The 21717-nt window shown below is 49.9% G+C and carries 17 protein-coding genes; 14 read left to right on the forward strand and 3 right to left on the reverse strand.

Annotation, left to right across the window (positions count from 1 at the left end; translation table 11 throughout):
- Window positions 1-56 precede the first annotated feature (56 nt).
- The 8 genes from EHV15_RS23610 (at window position 57) to EHV15_RS23645 (ending at window position 10406) form a co-directional block, all read left to right on the forward strand.
- Window positions 57-824: an alpha/beta hydrolase gene (locus tag EHV15_RS23610; protein ID WP_128633378.1), complete on the forward strand. Its 768-nt coding sequence runs from the start codon at window positions 57-59 to the stop codon at window positions 822-824.
- A gap of 298 nt (window positions 825-1122) precedes the next feature.
- Window positions 1123-1305: a hypothetical protein gene (locus tag EHV15_RS23615; protein ID WP_036622635.1), complete on the forward strand. Its 183-nt coding sequence runs from the start codon at window positions 1123-1125 to the stop codon at window positions 1303-1305.
- A 401-nt stretch (window positions 1306-1706) separates the two neighbouring features.
- The gene (xynC, locus tag EHV15_RS23620) at window positions 1707-3047 is read left to right on the forward strand and encodes a glucuronoarabinoxylan endo-1,4-beta-xylanase XynC (protein WP_128633379.1); all 1341 of its coding nucleotides are present in this window, start codon (window positions 1707-1709) and stop codon (window positions 3045-3047) included.
- A gap of 242 nt (window positions 3048-3289) precedes the next feature.
- A complete protein-coding gene (locus tag EHV15_RS23625) occupies window positions 3290-5005 on the forward strand; it encodes an extracellular solute-binding protein (RefSeq protein WP_128633380.1) in 1716 nt (571 codons plus the stop codon).
- Window positions 5006-5076: 71 nt separating this feature from the next.
- Complete coding sequence (locus tag EHV15_RS23630) at window positions 5077-5976, forward strand: ABC transporter permease (RefSeq protein ID WP_115311178.1); 900 nt, start codon at window positions 5077-5079, stop codon at window positions 5974-5976.
- 13 nt (window positions 5977-5989) lie between these two features.
- Complete coding sequence (locus EHV15_RS23635) at window positions 5990-6910, forward strand: carbohydrate ABC transporter permease (RefSeq protein WP_425464449.1); 921 nt, start codon at window positions 5990-5992, stop codon at window positions 6908-6910.
- A gap of 93 nt (window positions 6911-7003) precedes the next feature.
- Entirely contained in the window at window positions 7004-8773 is a 1770-nt protein-coding gene (locus tag EHV15_RS23640; protein ID WP_128633381.1) for a sensor histidine kinase, read from the forward strand.
- The gene (locus EHV15_RS23645) at window positions 8760-10406 is read left to right on the forward strand and encodes a response regulator (RefSeq protein ID WP_246061972.1); all 1647 of its coding nucleotides are present in this window, start codon (window positions 8760-8762) and stop codon (window positions 10404-10406) included. The genes EHV15_RS23640 and EHV15_RS23645 overlap by 14 nt, the downstream gene beginning before the upstream one ends.
- A 25-nt stretch (window positions 10407-10431) precedes the next feature.
- Here EHV15_RS23645 and EHV15_RS23650 read toward each other — a convergent pair whose 3' ends face one another.
- Entirely contained in the window at window positions 10432-11325 is an 894-nt protein-coding gene (locus tag EHV15_RS23650) for a helix-turn-helix transcriptional regulator (RefSeq protein ID WP_128633383.1), read from the reverse strand.
- A 117-nt stretch (window positions 11326-11442) separates the two neighbouring features.
- Between EHV15_RS23650 and EHV15_RS23655 the strand changes: the two genes are divergently transcribed.
- A complete protein-coding gene (locus EHV15_RS23655; RefSeq protein WP_128633384.1) occupies window positions 11443-13869 on the forward strand; it encodes a glycoside hydrolase family 31 protein in 2427 nt (808 codons plus the stop codon).
- A gap of 39 nt (window positions 13870-13908) precedes the next feature.
- Entirely contained in the window at window positions 13909-15342 is a 1434-nt protein-coding gene (locus tag EHV15_RS23660; RefSeq protein ID WP_128633385.1) for a family 43 glycosylhydrolase, read from the forward strand.
- A 79-nt stretch (window positions 15343-15421) separates the two neighbouring features.
- Here EHV15_RS23660 and EHV15_RS23665 read toward each other — a convergent pair whose 3' ends face one another.
- Together EHV15_RS23665 and EHV15_RS23670 are read right to left on the reverse strand one after the other, a co-directional pair.
- Window positions 15422-15928, reverse strand: a complete 507-nt coding sequence (locus tag EHV15_RS23665; protein WP_036622652.1) for a phenolic acid decarboxylase — start codon at window positions 15926-15928, stop codon at window positions 15422-15424.
- 43 nt (window positions 15929-15971) lie between these two features.
- Entirely contained in the window at window positions 15972-16931 is a 960-nt protein-coding gene (locus EHV15_RS23670; RefSeq protein WP_128633386.1) for an NmrA family NAD(P)-binding protein, read from the reverse strand.
- 123 nt (window positions 16932-17054) lie between these two features.
- Between EHV15_RS23670 and EHV15_RS23675 the strand changes: the two genes are divergently transcribed.
- The 4 genes from EHV15_RS23675 (at window position 17055) to EHV15_RS23690 (ending at window position 21685) form a co-directional block, all read left to right on the forward strand.
- Window positions 17055-17936 (forward strand): LysR family transcriptional regulator, encoded by an 882-nt coding sequence (locus EHV15_RS23675; protein ID WP_128633387.1) that lies wholly within the window; start codon window positions 17055-17057, stop codon window positions 17934-17936.
- 235 nt (window positions 17937-18171) lie between these two features.
- Entirely contained in the window at window positions 18172-19155 is a 984-nt protein-coding gene (locus EHV15_RS23680; RefSeq protein WP_128633388.1) for an ABC transporter permease, read from the forward strand.
- Window positions 19156-19173: 18 nt separating this feature from the next.
- Window positions 19174-20061: a carbohydrate ABC transporter permease gene (locus EHV15_RS23685; RefSeq protein WP_128633389.1), complete on the forward strand. Its 888-nt coding sequence runs from the start codon at window positions 19174-19176 to the stop codon at window positions 20059-20061.
- Window positions 20062-20125: 64 nt separating this feature from the next.
- The gene (locus EHV15_RS23690; RefSeq protein WP_246061750.1) at window positions 20126-21685 is read left to right on the forward strand and encodes an extracellular solute-binding protein; all 1560 of its coding nucleotides are present in this window, start codon (window positions 20126-20128) and stop codon (window positions 21683-21685) included.
- Window positions 21686-21717 lie beyond the last annotated feature (32 nt).

The raw sequence follows: 21717 nt of genomic DNA on the forward strand, positions 1-21717 counted from the left end.
ATTTGGATATGCGCCGTTATGAATTCGCTTTGAGAAAAACGAAAGGAGAGAATGAAATGAGAACAACAGCTCCTGACGGATACGACCGGTACAGGGAAAACATAGCCCGCGGCAATGTCGAAGTGGTGGAATATTTCTCCGGGGCGGTAGGGACCCCTCGCAAAACGAGGATATATACTCCGCCTGGATATTCCGGAAACCAAATGTATAACGTATTGTATCTTTTGCATGGCATAGGCGGGGATGAAAATGAATGGTTCAACCATGGACAGCCCCATATCATCCTTGACAATCTTTATGCGGACAACAAGCTCGCGCCTATGATCGTCGTTTTGCCCAACGGACGCGCCATGCCGGACGACCGTCCGGTGGGAGACATTTTCGCCCCCGAAAAGATCCAGGCGTTTGAGAGGTTCGAATTTGATTTGCTCCACGATCTGATCCCTTTTATTGAATCGAACTACCCGGTATCTACTGTTCAGGAGAGCCGCGCGATTGCAGGTTTATCCATGGGCGGCGGGCAGTCCTTGAACATAGGATTGAAGCATCTCGACCGCTTCGCCTGGATCGGGGCTTTTTCCCCGGCCCCCAATACAAAAGCTCCCGAGCAACTCGTTCCGAATCCGCAGGCGGCGGCCCTTCTCAGACTGCTGTGGCTTTCTTGCGGGGATCAGGATAATCTCAAGCATATCAGCGAACGGACGCACGCTTATTTGGCGGAGCACGGTGTGCCTCACATTTGGGTTGAGGAAAGCGGCGGACACGATTGGCCCGTGTGGAAAAACGATCTGTACTATTTTTCCCAACTGCTGTTTAAAGTTTAAACAATGAGAAGGAGCGGCTGACGAAATAAATTATGACTTTAGCTCTATTGATTCGAGGCTGCCGTACTGAGGACTGAGGGGACTGTCTATTTATAGAGTTCGTGTCTTGGTGTCCCTGCATGCTGCTTTGCACGATTATCCCCTTCGTTCAGGGGGCAGGGGTTGGGGGCAAGGATAAGGGATCCAGATGTCCGTACATCGGCGGTAGAGTCGTTTCCTCTAGCCTATCGGCTGTATGCGCCCTTGCGGAAAGTGGTGAGAGAGGCGTGGGAATCGGCTGAAGAGTACGTATGTAGCTTTGGGACTGAAACATCTGCAGGCGTACCTGAACGAGTACGCCGGACGCCGTCGGCTGCGCCTGCCCGGAGCGGAAGAAACGATGCGGCAGAAGTTACTGCGTATCTGTGTGGCGATTCCGGCGATCTCTTACCGCCGGCTGATCGCGCGCCAACCGAATCAGCCCCTTGCGGCTGCAGCCTGATAGAAGTGCTTGAACGGTGCAGTTGTTGCTGCAATCGGATTCAGGCTGCAGTAGGCTCACGGTCTTTTCATTTTTCCCGGTGTCTTGCCCCATCCCTCCCGTCAGCTCTGCTTCATGATCAAACGGTATAATCGTGCAAAGCGTCCGGACAGTGGATATTGATCTGCTAACCACTAAATCAATATTTCAAAAGAAAGTTCAATAAAATCAAAAAAAATTCTATTAAATTATATCGCCAACCCATTTATAGTGAAATTGTAAAAATGTAATATATTACTATTATATGATTTTTAAGGAGGGTGATCGGCCGTAAAAATTTATTCGAGGATTGACAGGACGTATATTTATTCAACCGAATGCGTCCAGTTTTTGACGCAAAATAATTAGGGAGGAGCAGATTTATGATTTCATGGCTTAAGAAAGCTATTTGTGCAGGTTTGGCCCTTGTAATTGCATTGACCTTGGCGGCACCGGGCGATGTTGCCGCAGCCAGCGACGCCGTCGTGAATGTATCGGCGGAAAAACAAGTGATTCGCGGTTTCGGAGGCATCAACCACCCGGCTTGGATCGGAGATTTGACGGCGGCACAAAGAGAAACCGCTTTCGGAAACGGAAATAACCAGTTAGGTTTCTCGATCTTAAGAATCTATGTACATGATGACCGCAATCAGTGGTACCGGGAATTGGAAACGGCAAAACGAGCCATCGCCCTCGGAGCCATCGTGTTTGCGTCGCCATGGAACCCGCCCGCCGACATGGTAGAGACCTTCAACCGCAACGGGGATACGTCGGCAAAACGGCTCCGTTACGACAAGTACGCCGCGTATGCCCAGCACCTTAACGATTTCGTGACTTATATGAGGAATAATGGCGTGAATCTGTATGCGATTTCCGTACAAAACGAACCCGATTATGCGCATGACTGGACGTGGTGGACTCCGCAGGAAATGCTTCGCTTCATGAAAGAAAACGCCGGTTCCATTAATGCCAGAGTGATCGCGCCGGAATCGTTCCAGTATCTGAAAAATATGTCGGACCCGATATTGAACGATTCGCAGGCGCTTGCCAATATGGATATTCTTGGCGCACATCTATACGGTACCCAGATCAGCAATTTCGCTTATCCGCTATTCAAACAAAAAGGGGCGGGAAAAGATCTCTGGATGACGGAGGTATATTACCCGAACAGCGACAACAACTCGGCGGATCGCTGGCCCGAAGCCTTGGATGTGTCCTACCATATCCACAATGCGATGGTAGAGGGAGATTTTCAGGCTTACGTATGGTGGTATATCCGCAGATCATACGGTCCGATGAAGGAGGACGGCACAATCAGCAAACGCGGTTACAATATGGCTCATTTCTCCAAATTCGTTCGTCCCGGTTATGTCAGGGTGGATGCCACGAAAAATCCTGAAACCACCGTATACGTGTCGGCCTATAAAGGTGACAACAAAATCGTTATCGTTGCCATAAACCGGAGCAGCTCCGGGGTCAATCAGAACTTTGTCCTTCAGAATGGATCGGTTTCGAAAGTATCCCGATGGATCACGAGCAGCAGCAGCAATCTTCAACCCGGAACGGAGCTTACGGTGACGGGTCAGAATTTCTGGGCTCATCTCCCCGCCCAAAGCGTGACCACCTTCGTAGCTGATCTTGGCACAGCTTCAGGTAGAAGCGCCACCAATGAAGCTGAGACAGACACAACCTTACCTGACGCTGTCGTAGATAACCTACGTTAAACCTCTTGAAAAAGAGGCAGATTAAGAGGTTGTCCCAAAAGGTCGTGAAACATTGACCTAAGGGGCAGCCCTTTTTTAAATTCTGCAAGGAAGAGAATCATGTACGGTACTCGATTGGTTTCGGTAAATGAAGGAGAAGTAAAGTAAAAAGATGAACGTTGTCGCGAAATGTGCTCCAATGCATAATGAAAGCGTAACCAAATGGAAGGCGAATACAATTGAACTGGGGGATGCAAATGAAAATGAGGACCAAAAATAGCTCAGTGTGGTTAAAAGGCCTCTCCGTATTAGTGCTGGTTTCGTTTATGCTTGCCGCTTGCTCGGGTGGGAGCGGGGCAAACGGGGATCCTGGCGGAGCTTCAAAGGATAACCAGAACCAGACCTCCGCCGCGGATGACGGCCCGCTCGGCAAATACGATCCGGCGATCGAAGTATCATTCGTCAGAGATTTGAGCGATGTTGTGGAGAACAATGTGCTTGGCGTGCTGAAGGGCGAAACGATCGACAACAATCGCTGGACCCAATTGTACGAGGACGAGCTTGGCATCAAGATCAAATACGACTGGGTCGTCAAGGGCAGCCCGACTTCCGATCAATATCTGCAGAAAATCAACGTTACTTTGGCTTCCGGCGACTTGCCGGACGTCATCCCGGTGAATGCCACGCAGCTCAAGCAATTGGCCGATTCCGACCAAATCGAGGACATGACGGAGTTATACGAAAAGTACGCGTCTCCTTTTACGAAAAAAGTGCTCTCGGAAGAAGGAACAAGTGTGTTCGATGCCGCTACGTTCGACGGAAAGTTGATGGCGGTTCCCCAGTTGGAATCTTCCATGGAACGGGCGATGTACATTTGGATTCGTACCGATTGGCTGGATAAATTAGGCTTGAAGCCGCCGAAAACGATGGCCGACGTGCTGGCGATTTCGAAAGCGTTTACGGAGAACGATCCGGACGGGAATGGCAAGAAGGATACCTTCGGTCTTGGCGTGACGAAAGATTTATGGGGCGGGGCGATGGGACTTGAAGGTTTTATGGCCGGATACGCTGCCTACCCCAACATATGGGTGGAAGACGCCTCCGGAAAACTCGTGTTTGGCAGCACTCAGCCGGAAGTGAAAAAGGCGCTTCAGGTGTTGCAGGATATGGCCAAAAACGGCCAGATCGATCAGGAATTCGGGGTCAAAGACGGGGGCAAGGTGTCCGAACAGGTCTCCGCCGGAAAGATCGGGATGGAGTACGGCGAGCAATGGAATTCTATATGGCCGCTTCAGCTTAACCGCGATAATGATCCGAACGCGCAATGGCAGGCTTTCCCGATCGTATCGGAGTCGGGCGAGACCCCGAAGGTGCCGCTTAAATTCAGCACTACCCGTTTCTTCGCCGTTAAGAAGGGAGCCGCTCATCCTGAAGCAGTGATCAAAATGTTCAATTTGCATCTGGAGAAAAACTGGGGCGAGACTGCGGAGTTCGATAAGTATTTTGCGCCGCCGGAGGCCGAAAGCGTATGGCAGCTCTCGCCCGTTACGCCGTATCCGGTTAAGAAAAACGTAGACGCCTTCCGGGCGATTGATGCCGCGCGCAAAGCCGGTGATTTCTCCACACTGACCGGGGAGGCCAAGACGATTCAAGAAAAACTGGAAGCCTACGCGTCGGGATCGTCGGAAGGGTTCGCGTTATGGGGCTGGGAACGGATTTATGGAGAAGTAGGCTCTATGGGAATCGCTGATCAATACGACAAAAACAATCAGTTTCTGCGGGAAAAATTTGTCGGCGCCCCGACTCCAACCATGGTGGAACGCAAAGCGACGCTCGAAAAGCTGCAAAACGAGGTGTTCGTCAAGATCATATTAGGGGATCCCATCGATAAATTCGACCAGTTCGTGGCCGATTGGAAAAAGCTTGGCGGGGACCAAATTACCCAGGAAGTCAACGAATGGTATGAAACTACGAAGTAACGATTCCGGGCCGGAGGGGGGCTTTTGCTCTCCCTCAGCCCTACTCTTGCTCACCGATGTGGAGGATGAAAATGAGAGCGAAATGGCGAAGAGAATTGCCGCTTCATTTAATGATACTGCCGGGACTAATGTTGATCGTGTTATTTTCGTATATCCCGATGGCCGGCGTGATGATTGCGTTTCAAAAGTTTATTCCCGCCAAAGGCTTGTTCGGCGAGCAGAAGTGGGTCGGCTGGGATAATTTCGAGTATGTCATGAACTTGCCGAATTTCACCCAGGTTTTGTGGAACACCCTTTTTATTTCCGGCTTTAAGCTTATATTAGGGCTCGTGGTTCCGATCATTTTTGCGATTCTCTTAAACGAATTGAAAAATAATCTGATCAAACGGTCCGTGCAAACCGCGATTTATTTACCCTATTTTTTATCCTGGGTCGTGCTGGGCGGCATTCTGATCGATATTCTTTCCCCTTCCGGAGGGATCGTTAATGAATTCCTCGGATTATTTGGGATTTCGAAGATCTTTTTCCTCGGCGACAACGACTGGTTTCCCTTCACGCTGATCGCTTCGGACATTTGGAAAAACTTCGGCTACGGGACAATCGTATATTTGGCGGCAATCACGGGCATCGATCCGGGACTGTACGAAGCGGCGACCATGGACGGCGCCAATCGCTGGCACAAAATGTGGCATATCACGATTCCGGGAATGCGCATGGTGATCGTGCTGCTGTCGGTATTAAGCCTGGGGCAGCTGCTGAATGCCGGGTTTGATCAAGTGTTTAATTTATACAGTCCGCAAGTTTACGAGAGCGGCGATATTTTGGATACGTTCGTGTACCGGATCGGCTTGCTTGACGCGCAGTACGGGGTAGCGACGGCGGTCGGTTTATTCAAATCGGTCGTATCGTTTACGCTGATTTCCGGCTCCTATTTCTTTGCCTATCGGGTTGCGAAATATCGGATTTTTTAGAGGAGGGAGAACTTTGGAGCAAAGGTTGGCGCCAAAACCGGCAGGGTATGCCCGCATCCGGCAGGGAAAACGGTTTGAATGGTTTCCCCTGGTCAATGCCGTTATTCTTATCTTGATTTCACTCATTTGCGTCTTGCCCTTGATTCATATCATAGCGGTTTCTTTCAGTTCGAGCGCGGCGGCCTCGGCGGGGTACGTGAGGATGTGGCCCGTCGAGTTCACATTCGCCTCTTACATGTATACGGCGAGCCGCAACGAATTCTGGCAAGCGATGCTCGTGTCGCTGACGCGGATTGGCTTGGGAACTCCGCTTAACCTGCTGTTGACCATCTTGGTCGCTTATCCGCTGGCCAAAGAGTCGCATGCTTTTCGGTTTCGCAGCCTGTATGCGTGGCTCTTTTTTATTACGATGCTGTTTAACGGGGGACTGATTCCCTGGTATTCGACGATTAAAGAATACGGGCTGCTCGATTCGATCTGGGCGCTTATTCTGCCGGGCGCGGTTCCCGTATTCAGCGTCGTGCTGCTGCTTAACTTTTTCCGGGAGATTCCGAAGGAGCTGGAAGAAGCGGCGCTCATTGACGGAGCGAGCCACTGGAGGACGATGTGGGCGATCTTCGTGCCAATCTCCAAGCCCGCACTTGCCACACTGGCCTTGTTTTCCATGGTCGAGCATTGGAACAGCTGGTTCGATGGTCTGCTGCTGATGGGCAACCCGTCCAATTATCCGCTGCAAAGCTATATTCAAACCATCGTGATCCAGCAAAACCTGTCGAATATGTCGAGAGACGATATGCTCAACCTGGCGCTTATTTCCGATCGGACGTTGAAATCGTCGCAGATTTTCCTCGGTTCACTCCCGATTATTTTGGCGTATCCATTCTTGCAGAAATATTTCGTAAAAGGCATCGTTTTGGGCAGCGTCAAAGGATGAATGTGCGATTAATTGCATAGGGCTGCTTCGAATGTCTGGTTGTCTCTTCGGTTTCGGGCTATAATTGAGAAAAAATGGCTGGAGGCATCGGCTTTGTTTTTAAGGCAGGACTTTTCGCTGCGAAATACGATATTTCTACGGTTGATCATCACTTTTCTGCTGATCATGCTGCCTATTTTGTTATCCGCGGTTTATCTGTACCATTGGGTCGTGCAAACCGCAAGCGCGGACATAACCAAGACGGCTGCCGCGCAAACTGCATTCTATTTGACCGACCTGGAAAATGAGATCGAGCGTATAAAGCTATTGCAGTTCAGTCTGCTGGAGGACGATAACCTGAACGAACTCGCCCTCGCCTGGGAAACGATGGCGACGATCGACCGTACGGAGAATATGAATTCGCTGATGAAACGGCTGTACACCGTCCAAAACAGCAGCATGTATATCAAGGACGTGAGCGTTCATATCGCGACGATCGATCGAACGATGTCGGCCCTGGGCGGAGTGCGCGGGTTCGAAGCTGAGCGCTACCGCGAAATCCGCTCTGTATTTGGCGGCGGTTCCCAGGTCATCGAATGGAATGGCGGACTGTTCCTCGGCGCGATGAAACAGCGGGGAACCAAGGGGGCGGAGCCGTTGTTTACGGTCGAGATCGAGCTGGATCCGCAAAAGCTTCAGGAGGCGCTGGCCCAATTCAACACCTATCCCGGCAGCGGCACGCTGCTGCTGTCGGATAGCGCCAAGGTGGCTTTGGCGGGCGGAACGGGGGAATTGTCGAAAGCCGGCGCACCCTTTTATATCCGGGAAATCCGGCCGGACGCAGCAGGCAAAACGGCCAAGCTGCTTATTGCGGGGAACCGGTATTACGCCGTCCAGGCGCACTCTGCGGACCTGGGATTATCGATCTACCGTTTCATTCCCGAACAGGTCGTGCAAAAGCCGTTGAGCAAGTTTTACAAATGGGCATGGGTATTCGCCGCCTGTGCGTTGGGGATTTTTGCCGCTTTTGCGTTGTCTACCTATAAGTTCATCCACAAGCCTATGCTGACGCTCGTTAAAAGCTTCAGGAGGATGGAGCAAGGGGATCTGAGCATTTATATCGCCCATGAATCCAAAGACGAGTTTCGGTACTTGTACGGCCGGTTTAACCAGATGGTGGAAAATTTGCGTTCCTTGATCGATCAAGTCTATAAGCAAAAAATCATGGCTCAGCGAGCGGAGCTGAAGCAACTGCAATCGCAAATCAACCCGCACTTTTTATATAACAGTTTTTTTATCTTGAATACGATGGCCAAGACGGGGGACACGGAACGCATCGAACAGTTTACGACGCTGCTCGGGGAGTATTTCGAGTTTGTGACGAGAAATGCTTCCGACCTGGTTGCTTTGGAACAGGAAATTCATCATGCGAGAATGTATGCGGAAATACAGGAGTTGCGGTTTTCCAGAAGGATTCAGGTCCGTTTCGATACGCTGCCCGATGAGCTGCGGTCGATTCCCGTGCCCCGGTTGATCGTTCAACCTATCATTGAAAACGCATTCAAGCACAGCCTTGAAAAAAAGGTCAAGGACGGCTTGATCGCCGTCCGTTTCGAGAAGGCGGGCAGCCAGGTCCGAATTATCGTGGAGGATAACGGAGACCGCTTGGCGGATGAAGCGTTGGAGCGGATACGGATAGCATTGCACGATGTCCGGGATCAGGCCGAGACCACGGGGATGGTCAACATTCATCGCCGAATTCGCATCACATTCGGGGAGGATAGCGGATTGCAAACGGAACGGAGCGAGCTTGGAGGGCTTAGGGTAACGATCCTTCTTGCCGATGGAGGTGACCGGTCAGGTGTACAGAATGCTGATCGTTGACGACGAAGAGATCATTACGGATGGCTTGGCGGATATTTTCGGAAAGCTGAACCTCGACCTCGATCTGTACAAGGCGTATTCCGGCCAAGAAGCGCTGGACTTGTTAAACCGGACCAGAGTCGATATCGTCTTGTCCGATATCTGCATGCCCGGTATGGACGGCCTGGAACTGATGGAAGCCATACGTCTCAACTGGCCGCAGTGCAAAATTGTTTTTCTGACGGGACATAGCGACTTCAACTATGTCTATCAGGCGATTCAAGCGCCGGACGTGCAATATGTGCTGAAGAACGAAGGTTATCCGAAATTGATCGCAGCCGTTGAGCGAGCGCTTCAGGAATTGGCGGATACCTTGCGCGCGAACGATCTGATCCGGCGGTCGAAAGAGCAGCTGCATACGCTTGAGACGCTTGCGCATGGGGACTATTTTCGAAATCTGTTATTCCATGACGTCCTCTTCGAACGGGTACTGGCGGAAGATTTCCAGCGGCTGCAGATACCGCTGGACGTGTCTCTGCCGGTCCTGATCGCGCTCTGCAATTTAACGCATGCCGGAACGGCGGGGGCATCCCCATCGTATGCCGAGCGGCAGGAGACGGCACTTGCGGTTAAGTTTCTGGCGGAGGCGTTTTTGGCGGAGCGGACGAACAGCATCGGTGTCATTGATCGATACGGCGATCTGATTTGGCTTTTTCAGCCCAAGCGGCTTATCGATGGGGAAAGAACGGACGCTTTCGAACAGACGGTTATGTATTTGGAAGGGACATTTGAGCTGATTCTGCAAGCCTGCCTGGAGTCGCTCGATACGACGGTTGCCGTTACGCTAAGCGGCGAAGCGTTCGCCTGGGAAGGACTTCCCGCCGTTTACGACAAAATGAGGCGGCACCAGCATGATCGGACCGGGGACGGAACGCGAATGGTCCAAAAGGTGTTTCCCAATGAGGACGCCCCGGCGTCCGCCTCGATCCGCAGCCGGTCATTGCGCGATAAATCCGAAGCGTTAGCCGCGCATTTGGAAGCAGGAAGAAGAAAGGAATTCATGAGGCTGTTCGACGAATTGGCCGAGCCGGCAGCTTACGAACACGGGAGGGAAGACCCCAATCTGACGGAGCTTTGTTACACCATTGCGCTTGTGCTGCTGTCTTACATCAATCGCTGGGAAGTTCGCGAGATCGGTTCGTTTGGCCTGATGCGGCTGGAGGACTATCATTCCTGGAGAGAAGCCTTGGAGTTTTTGAAAGGCGCGGCCGAGGTTCTGTTTTCGCTCCGGCAAAGCGGAGAGCAGAAGAGGGCGGCCGGCGCAATCGATAAAATGTGCATGTACATTGAACATAACATCAGCGAAGATCTGTCCCTTGTGAGACTGGCGGATGAATTCCATTTCAATCCCTCCTATTTGTCCAGGCTGTTCAAGCAGGAACGGGGTGTCAATCTATCGGAATATATCGATGAGCTCCGAATCCGCAAAGCGAAGGAGCTGCTGAGGAAGGACGAGTTGAAGGTGGCCGAGGTCGGTTGGTTGATCGGATACGAAATGCCGCAATCCTTTACCCGGTTTTTTAAAAAATGGACCGGCTTAACGCCGCAGGAATATCGCACCGGCTCGCAAAGCGGCGACGGGTCCTTTTTGTGATTTTGACGCTTTCTAAAGTTGCCTTTTAAAGTCCGGAAGCATAGCAGGCCTTGTATTCCGAAGGCGTCATATTCATATAAAACCTGAACCATTTGGAAAAGTAACTGACATGCTGGTAGCCGGACTCCAGCGCGGCTTCCAGAACATTGTACGATCCGCTGCGCAGCAAGCCCGCGGCTTTATTGATCCGGATAAAATTCACATATTCCATCGGCCGCATTCCGGTCTGCGTTTTAAAAAATTTGCAAAAATGGGAACGGCTAAGGGACACTACGGCAGCCAGTTGATCCAACTCAAGCTTTTCATGGGAGTGCTCTTCCATATAAGCCAGCACCTTTTTGATTTGCCGGTTATATTCATATGCGTGGCGTTTTCCTTGATCGTCGTTTTTTTCCATCAATCCGTGCCGGCAAACATCCGCAATCAGCAGCAGCAGGAGGCCTTTCAAGCTCAATTCGTAAGCGGGCGACCGCTGCTCGAAGCGGATCAGAAGCTGCCGTATATAGTCCAGCAATTCGGGAGGCGTCCCTGCGGGAGCGGACAACAAGGCGGGCAGCCTGGCTGTCCCCTGCAGGATCGGCCCGAGGAACAGCTCCTGGATTCGATCGGCCTGGAGCGAAGACAGCCAGGATAATTTGAACACGATGGAGTAATAGCATATCCCTGCATCATGATCGTTCATTCCCGAATGGAGTTCGCCCGGGTGAACGACGAGCGCTTCTCCCTCCCGAATGGCGAACTCCCGGCTTTCAATGCGGAACGTGGCCTTTCCTTGGGCCAGATAGATGATTTCCATCTCATTATGCCAATGGATGGGAAGGATGGAAAGAACCCCGGCTTGATGCTCCACCTTGTATATATGCAGCGGAAAGTCGGGAACGCCGTGCGGCTTGTTTTCCCGGTAACGATGCTCGAACATGCGCCCTCCTGGAAATCGTAATATAGTGACGATAATACGCAATTATCTGCTAGATATGATGTGATTAACAATAATATCATTATATTATCAAATCCACGGGGAAGGGTAGCGATAGTTTTGAGGTTGACGCATTTTCATACCGAAGCGAACGGCGTTACGTTAAACACCTCTGCCGGAATCATGCAGATTGCTTTTTGCACACCCGGGATTGCCAGAATCCGTTATACTTTGGATTCGGAGTTCAGCGGGAAACAGAGCCTTATGGTTGTGAATCGGCCGGAAAGACAGGATGTGCAATTGAAGATTGCAGATCATTCGGGCCATCTGGAAATCTCGACCGAGCTGCTTAAGGTAAGGGTGGACAAATCAACTTGCGCATTCAGCTATTGGGATTCTAGCGGCAGTCTGCTCGCGGCAGAACCGTCCAGAGGCGGAAAAACGCTCGAGCGCACCGACGTTTACCGCAAGATCTTCGATGCTTCTGCGGGCGGGGTTGATACGGATCATGGGGCGGACGGGTTCCGCGCTAGGGCGGAAGGGATGAACCGCATTTTCGACAGGCAGGCCTATCATACGAAGCTGGAGTTCGAATGGCAGGCTGGCGAGGCGCTGTATGGGCTTGGCTCGCATGAAGAGGGGATGATGAATCTTCGGGGTAAACATCAATATTTGTATCAGCAAAATATGAAGGCAGTTATCCCGGCCCTTTTATCTACAAGAGGTTATGGAATTTTGGTGGACTCCTATTCGTACATGAGTTTTCATGACGACTCCTTCGGTTCTTACATTTGGACTGACGTCGACGATGAAATGGAATTTTATTTTATTTACGGTCCGGAATTCGATCAGATCATCGCCGGGATTCGCGATTTGACGGGCGAAGCGCCGATGCTGCCGAAATGGGCTTACGGCTATGTGCAATCGAAGGAACGCTACGTTTCCCAGGAGGAATTGATCGATACCGTACAGGAATATCGCCGCCGCGGATTGCCTCTCGATTGCATTGTATTGGATTGGCAATCATGGACGGGGGAGCTATGGGGGCAAAAGACGCTTGACCCGCAGCGTTTCCCGGACCCTTCGGAAATGATGCGCAAGTTGCATGCGCTGAACGCCAAGCTGATGGTATCAATCTGGCCGATCATGAAAGAGGGCGGCGAGAATCATCGGGAAATGAGCGAACATGGGTTTCTGCTCGGCAACCAGGCAACCTATGACGCTTTTACGGATGAAGCCCGCCGATTGTATTGGAAGCAAGCTCATGCCGGACTGTTCTCGCATGGGATAGACGCATGGTGGTGCGACTGTTCCGAGCCGTTCGAAGCGGACTGGAAAGGAGCGGTCAAGCCGGAGCCCGAACAGCGAATGCTGATGAATACGGCGGAAGCCAAGCTTTATCTCGATCCGGAGTATATCAATGCCTATTCGCTGCTGCATTCCAAAGGCATCTATGAGGGACAACGTTCCGTAACCGACGGCAAGCGGGTCGTGAATTTGACGCGTTCCGCTTATGCCGGGCAGCATCGTTACGGCACGGTTACTTGGTCGGGCGATATATCTGCCAACTGGGAGACGCTGAGAAAGCAGATTGCGGACGGTCTTAACTTTTGCGCGGCGGGGTCTCCATTTTGGACGCTGGATATCGGCGCGTTTTTCGTTCATAACCATAAAGATCTCTGGTTCTGGAACGGAGATTATAACGATGGAGTTGCAGATCTGGGGTATCGCGAGCTGTATGTCCGCTGGTTCCAATTGGGGGCTTGTCTGCCGATGTTCCGTTCCCACGGGACGGACACGCCAAGGGAAATTTGGCAATTCGGCGAGCCGGGCGAACCATTTTACGATACGTTGGCGAAATATCTGAAGCTTCGGTACAGGCTGCTGCCCTACATTTATTCACTTGCGGGGGCGGTTGCGCATCATAGCTATACGATGCTCCGGGCGCTAGCTTTCGATTATCGGGAGGATGCGCGCGTACACGATATTGACGACCAGTTTATGCTGGGTCCGGCCTTTCTGGTTGCGCCCGTCACGACAGCGATGTATTACGGGCCCGGTTCCCGTGAACTTCAAGGCGTCAGCAAGTCGCGCAGCGTCTACCTGCCGGCCGGCGAATGGTACGATTATTGGACTGACGAAAGAATCGAGGGCGGCCAAACGATTGAAGCGAAAGCCGATTTGGAGACGCTTCCGCTTTTTGTCCGTGCCGGCTCCATCATTCCTGTCGGACCGGACGTGCAATATGCGGATGAACAGCCTGAAGCGGTTATTCGCCTGAAAGTATACCCCGGTAAAGATGCCGAATTTACGCTTTATGAAGATGAGGGGGATACTTATAACTATGAGGCGGGTGCTTATTCCACGATTGAGATGCGTTGGTGCGAATCGGACCGCACGTTGACGATTGGGGGGCGGACCGGCAGTTATGACGGTATGCCTGAGGACAGACAATTCGCAGTGGAAATCGCCGGGAAATCCGGTCAAAACATCGTTTCTTATCAGGGTGCCCCGGTGGTCGTGAGGGAAGATGAGATTGAAGTATGAGAAGAAAGTCTTGCTGTTAACAAGGAGGGTGTAATTATAGTGAAAAAGCAAGGATTGAATCCCTATCTGCCATCATGGGAATACGTACCTGACGGAGAACCGTATGTTTTTAACGGCAGGGTTTATGTGTATGGTTCTCACGACCGTTTCAACGGACACGCTTTTTGCTTAGATGACTATGTGTGCTGGTCGGCGCCCGTGGACGATTTGGGCGACTGGCGGTATGAAGGCGTGATTTACAAGAAGACGGATGACCCGCTGAATCCGGATAGCAGAATGTGCCTTTATGCGCCTGACGTTACCGTCGGCCCGGATGGACGGTATTATCTCTACTATGTTTTGGATAAGGTTTCCATCGTTTCGGTAGCCGTCTGCGATACGCCGGCCGGCAAGTATGAATTTTACGGTTACGTCAGATATGCCGACGGCACACGCCTAGGCGAAAGAGAAGGCGATGAACCCCAGTTTGATCCGGGCGTGTTGACGGAAGGAGAGCGTACCTACCTGTATACCGGTTTCTGTGCGATTGGAGACAAATCCAGACACGGCGCAATGGCCACGGTGCTTGGTCCTGATATGCTCACGATTGTGGAAGAACCGGTATTTGTCGCGCCGAGCGAACCTTACGGCAAGGGCAGCGGGTTTGAAGGACATGAGTTTTTTGAGGCTCCTTCCATAAGGAAGAAAGGCGATACCTATTATTTTGTCTATTCCTCGATCGCCATGCATGAATTGTGTTATGCCACCAGCAAATTTCCAACGAAAGGTTTTGTCTACCAGGGGGTTGTCGTAAGCAACAACGACCTTCATATCGATTCCTACAAGCCGGCGGATAAACCGATGTATTACGGCGGCAATAACCATGGCAGCATCGTCGACATCAACGGGAAATGGTTTGTTTTTTACCATAGACATACCAACGGTACAGCTTTCTGCCGGCAAGGCTGTATCGAGCCGATCGCATTCCGGGAAGACGGAACGCTCCTTCAGGCGGAGATGACCTCCTGCGGTCCGAATGGCGGACCGCTTGCGGGGCGCGGGGAATATCCCGCTTACCTGGCATGCAATCTGTTTTGTAAAGACGAGGAGCTGTATACAGGCGGTTTCGGCCAATCCGGGGCATGGCTGGATAGCCGTTTTCCGAAAATCACCCAGGATGGAAAAGACGGGGATGAAGAAATCGGGTACATCGCCAATATGACGGATTCCGCTACGGCCGGGTTCAAGTATTTTGATTGCCATGGAATCAGGAAGATTAAAATCAAGGTGCGCGGATATTGCCACGGCGTCTTTGAGGTGAAAACAGCTTGGGACGGCCCGGCTCTCGGAAATATACCGGTTAATTTTTCGAATATCTGGACGGAATATTTTGCCGATCTCGTCATACCGGACGGCATACAGGCGTTATATTTTACGTATAGAGGCTCGGGAAGCGCAAGCCTGTCCTCGTTTACATTACTTGGAGATGAATAGAATAGGAATACCATCTAAAAATCGGCCTTGTTCGCATCGTCTGCGAAGAGGCCGATTTTTCATGCGTTTTTAGATTTACTTATTTCAATTTTCCTGCACGGATGTCGTCTGTCATCCCTTTGTAAGGCGCTTTGGAGATTAGTTCTTGATTGTTAACGCCGGCATTCTCCAAAAATGTGATGTCAGCAAATTCAGGAACAACATATTTGGGATAAGTTTCATATTTTTCGCGCGATTCTTTCATTAATTCAAGATGGTCATTTTGATAACAAACCGTAATTTCCGGATGTTCATGAACCCACTTTGGGAAAAAAATAACACCGTGCATTCGTTTTTCATTTGGCATAAAATTCAAGGAAACATCCGTTCCTGTTGGTTCGGTCCATGATACTTTATAAACGCCTTCCGTTAGTTTTACAATATCAACTTCCTGGTCCCGCACCCAGCGGCCCGCAACCATGCCGCTATGGATCCGATAATCAATGGTATGGTCATTCTTAATGTAGATTTCGTATTCCCAACCATTTTCATAAGTATAAATCATATGGCTTCCTACAAAGTCTTTTAAAGCTTCTTTCGGTTGCATATGAAATCTCTCCTTATTTAAATAAATGCCTGCTTGAAGGGTTTCATTTCATATCCCGCCAGTTTTGGATATTGTTCTCCCAAATATATTTATATTTTCCGATAATATCCCTTGCTGTTTTTGGCTTTTGTCCAGTTAAAGTTTCAATGGCATCGGAATGAACGTTTAAAAGCCCTTCTTTAATGCTGGCATCGGTTGTCACGAGATCATCGCCGCAGAATGGAACGGGCGAGCGGGAGAAATCCCCGGTAATTTCTCTAGGAATGTGCAGTTTCTCCAGGTGTTCATAATACTGCTCCGCATTCACAGGAATATACTCCAGGTCTCTACCGGAAACTTCTTTAATGAGGTTGCACAGATCCCTTACGGAAACAGACTCTGATCCTACGATATTATAAGCCTCGTTGTCTTTGGTTTTTCCGAGCAGGGCTGCGGCTGCGGCCCTTGCACAATCATCTTTGTGAACTAAAGTAGCCCGTTCTTCGCCGGCAGTGCTCAACCATTTATTGTCGGACATTAGTGCCAACATCGTATACATAGTCAGATAGTTTTCTAAATATAAGTTATTTCTCATTGCATTGTAGGCAATGCCCGTTGACTTTAAGTAGTTTTCAGTTGCTGTATGGTCCGGAGTTACAAAAACGTGAGCGTAATTAGGATCTGTCGCACCGATAAATGAACTATACGTGATGTGGGAGACTCCTGCTTTGATCGCCGTATCAATCGCATTTTTGTGTTGCTGGACTCTTCTGCCTACTTCAAGGCCAGAGACAATATAGATGCGGTCACCATCTTTGAAAGCCCGTTCCATGGATGGAATGTCATCATAATTGATTTCAAAGATTTTGACTCCCGCATTTTCCCATCGTTGAACCGTATCTTTGGGAATTCTGTCTTTCTTCATGCATGTGAAGGTTAAATTGCGGCCATCTACTTCTGCTAGCACGGTTTCCGCTACACGGCTTGCTAGTTGACCATCTACGCCTGTTACAATATAACGCATGTTTATTCCTTCTTTCCTAGTGATAACTTTCACAAGGAAAGAATAGCATAGGTTGACACTACAGTGAAATTACCCTATGTTATGATTTATAAAAAGGATTTATTACTAAAAAGGGTGTTTCAAATGAATATTCAGCAACTAAAGTGCTTTGTTTCTCTTGCCGAGACCCTGAATTTTTCAACAACGGCTGAGAAATTAAATTTGACACAACCTGCTGTAAGCCACAATATAAAAAGTTTAGAAAATGAGCTGGGAATCATTTTATTTGTTCGCAATAAAAGGACCGTTAATTTGACTTTAGCCGGCAATAGCTTTTACGAAGATATGGAAGGACTGCTATTTAGATTAGACCAATCCATTAAGAAAGCAAAACTGCTCTCGGAAAAATATGAAAGCACTTTGGTTATCGGATACACGGAGACTGTTTTTGAGAAGCAAGTTTTGCCGGACATTATTAGGCGGTTTAAGGAAAGATACCCGCAGATTCAGATTCAGTTGAAGAAGTCTAATTTGACCAGAGAGAAAGAAGACTTATTAAACCAAAAGTTTGATATCATATTTACTTCGGAAGATAATTTGGGAAAGGACATTGATTTTTGTTTTTATCCAGTACTTAAAGGGTCCTATGTTTGTGTACTGCCCAAAAATCATCCTATTGCGAATGAAAGTGTGCTGGACATCGAACAATTAAATCATCAAGCGATCATTTTATTTGACGAACACCAATCCCCTCCAACACTAAAAAGGATGAACAGGAAAATTATTGAGAATTGTCCCGATTCCATTTATACCTATGGAGATACCATAAATACAGTACATACCATGATAAAAAGCGATCTTGGCGTTTCGGTTCTGCCGGACTTTGTGATTGGAGAGGACAATGAGATCGCCTTTGTTCCCTTAAGCTATACTGAAGAAGTGGTTTACGGTATTGCGTGCCTTAGAAGCGAACAGCGCTTAGAAGTAAAACGCTGGATTTCAACTATAAAAGAGTTATTCACTTAAACCGAAACCTGAACCAGGCAATGAGAAATCTTTGCTTTGGCTTCAGGTTTTTTATACTTTTTGATCCGGCAACGGGGCTGGCTCTTAAAAAATGACAACGCTTTCTTAGAAATGTTGGCTTACGGCGATAAAGTCCAGGAGGATACACTAGATGTAAAGCCCATGGTTCCGAAGTAAGTTTTGCACGAAGCTTACTCAGGAAGCAATGCGCACAAAACTTTGAGGAGGAGCGCATATGGAACTGGATACACAGCTTATGAGCCCCGCGGCTGGGGGTGGCCGGCGAACCCAATTGTGGAAGCGGTTCAAAAAGCAAAAGGTACTGCATGTATTTGTCGGACTCGGCATGATCTTTCTGCTGATTTTTTCGTACACGCCGATGTTCGGTATTTTGATGGCTTTTAAAGACTACAGCATTTCAAACGGCATTGAGGGGATCTTTACCAGCGAGTGGGTGGGTCTGAGGTATTTCGATGAATTCATCCACGATTATCAGTTTGCCACGATTGTCCGCAACACGCTGGTCTTGAGCTTTCTGAAGGTCATCTTCGCTTTTCCCGCGCCGATCTTGCTCGCGATCATGCTGAACGAAGTGAAGAACATGGCGTTCAAGCGGTTCGTTCAGACAATCAGCTATTTGCCGCATTTTATTTCCTGGGTTGTTGTTGTCGGCGTCTCCTACGCTTTTCTGTCCGCGGACGTCGGCATGGTCAACAGAGCCCTGATCGAAGCCGGATTCATCGACAAACCGCTCAATATTTTGACGAGTCCCAATTACTTCTGGGGGCTTGCCGTCGGAAGCGCGATTTGGAAGGAAATGGGCTGGTGGACGATCATCTTCCTGGCGGCCATTACGGGAATCAATCCCTCGCTTTACGAAGCCGCCGAGATTGACGGCGCCGGCAGGGTGGCGCGCATCCGTTATATCACGCTCCCTGGGATGAAGGGGACCATCGTCGTTGTGCTGGTCCTGACGATCGGCAGCATTCTCGGCGGCGGGCTGGTCGGTTCGAACTTCGAGCAGGCCTACCTGTTCGGCAACAGCATCAACAATCCGACATCGGAGATCGTACAGACCTACGCGTTCAAAGTCGGTCTGAGCGACGGCCGTTTTTCCTATGCGGCGGCGATCGATCTAATTCAATCCGTCATCTCGGTGGTGTTGATTTTCTCCAGCAACTTCATCGCCAAGCGAGTGTCAGGGTCAAGCTTATTCTAGAAAAAAGGAGGGTTGGTGGTGCTCAAAAGCCAAAAACAGAAGGATTTTCTTTTTGACAGCGTGATTTACATCGTTTTGTTTATCATCATGCTCACCATGCTGTACCCGTTCTATTATGTGCTGATCGCCTCATTTAACAAAGGTTCCGATACACTCCTGGGAGGCGTTTATTTGTGGCCCCGAAGCATTACTCTGGAGAATTACAAAGTTTTTCTGGACGATCCGAAATGGTATCGCGCCTTCTTGGTTACGGTTGCCCGGACGATATCGGGCACGGTGTTGGGACTTCTGCTGACGAGCCTGGTCGCTTACGCTCTTTCGCACCGTGATTTGTTGTTCAGCAAGACGTATTTTACGATCATCATTTTCGCGATGTACTTCTCCGGTGGCTTGATTCCCTATTACGTGGTGCTGCGTTCGATCGGACTGCTTAATTCATTTGCCGTTTACATTGTCCCGTCCATGCTTAACACGTTTTTTCTGCTGATCGCCATCTCGTTCTTCCGGGAAATCCCCGGCGAGATGAAGGAATCGGCGCACATGGACGGCGCTGGCGAACTCGTGATTTTTTTTCGGATCATCCTGCCGGTTTCGACGCCGGTACTGGCCACCATGGCGTTGTTCATGGGCGTCGGCCAATGGAATTCATGGTTGGATTCCGCTTATTTCGTACAATCGGAGAACCTGAGAACGCTTACTTACCGCATGATGGAAGTGATCAACAAGAGCAACTCGCCAATGGATGCCATTGCCGTTGCAAACAGCGCTTCGGCCTCGGCAGGGGTTACGAGCTTCTCGCTGCAGGTAACGTCGATGGTGGTCTCCATTGTGCCGATCATCTGCGTTTATCCGTTTCTGCAAAAATACTTTGTGCATGGAATCATGTTAGGCTCTGTGAAAGGATAAGTGGTTGTTTCTATTTTTAAGCGCTTACATTAAAATGACAATATATCCATTGGAGGGGTTTGTTTTGAAAACATTCCAAAGCTACAAGCTGCTTGCAGCGACACTGGCGGCGGTGCTTGCGTTCACGCTGCTGTCCGCCTGCGGCGACAACGGCAACGGCGAAGGCGCGAAGCAAGGCGGCGATTCGCCGGAGAAATCCGGCGGCGTGAAGGAGTTGTCGCTGTTCATCGATGCGCCATGGTATCCGGTTAAAGAATGGAAAGGACCGATCGCAGAGAAAATTACGGAGAAAACGGGAGTCAAGCTCAACGTTACCGTCGCAACGGACGATAAGCAGCTGCCGCTGATGATCGCTTCCGGAGATCTGCCGGACCTCGTCTTCACGTATGCCAACATTAATCGAATGTCGGATTCGAAGCTGTCCTATCCCTGGAATGAGTTGATCGAGAAATATGCGCCGGATTTCAAAATCGATCAGACGAGAATTGCGATCCATACAATGGACGACGGCAACTTCTACACGGTACGGAATTCCTTCGCCACACAGGAGGAAATGGCTCAAAATAAATATTCGATCGGCAGCGACGGCAATCCCGGCATAGCCGTGCGGGAAGATATCCTGAAGGAGCTCGGCAATCCGCCGATTCAATCGCTCGACGATTTCACGAAGGTGCTGGGCATGGTCAAGGAGAAGTATCCCGATATGGTGCCGCTGATGATGGACAAAGAGTGGATTGAGCAGTATTTTCTGCAGCAGTTCGGCACCGAAGCCCTCCTGGATGGCTGGTATGAACGAGATGGAAAAGTGGATTATGCCATCAGACAGCCGAAGATGTTGGACTTCTTCAAATTTATGAATGGCTTATATCGCAATGGATACATTCTGGCGGAAAATTTCGCCTTCGCAAACGACCAGATTGACGACCAGTACGTAACAAGCGGCAAAGCGTTTGCTCACGTTTATACCGTTACCACGGCGGACTCGGATAACATCAAAATTAAGAGCAACGGAGGTTCATTTACGTTCAAAATGCTGCCCAGCGCCTTGTCGAAAGACGCGAAGGTGGTGAGCACGGGTCTCGGATTTGCCGGTACTTTCATCACCAAGAAAAACAAGGATCCGGAGGCGTCAATCAAGTTCATTCAATACCTGGCGAGCGACGAAGGCAAAAAACTGACCATGTTTGGCGTCGAGGGCGAGCATTGGACATGGAACGATGCGGGTTATCCGGATCTGAAATACAATCCGACCGATGCCGATTTCATGAACGGCAATGGAATTAAATGGTGGTATCTGTACAACGACGGAGTCACGGAAGGCATGCTGTCCTATGTTCCGGGCACGCAGAAGACACAGGCCTTACTGGAGACAAAGGCCATTACCGCCTATAAGCCGGCGCTCGGCCTGATTCAGACCCAGCCGGATTCTAAAGAAAAGACGATCAAAACCAAGATCGACGAGATGATCAAAAATGAGAAGGTTAAAATTTACCTGGCGGGTTCCGAAGAGGAAGCCGTTGCGAAATACGAGAATATGGTGAAGACGGCCGAGAATATGGGCTTGCAAGAGCTTGTCGATTGGGCAAACGAGACTTATCAGAAGAAGAAGGATTTGTTCGAGTAAGCGAAGGTCGCCGCAACCGGTAGGGAGGTCAA

The sequence above is a fragment of the Paenibacillus oralis genome, assembly GCF_003863965.1.
GTDB classification, from domain to species: Bacteria; Bacillota; Bacilli; order Paenibacillales; family Paenibacillaceae; genus Fontibacillus; species Fontibacillus oralis.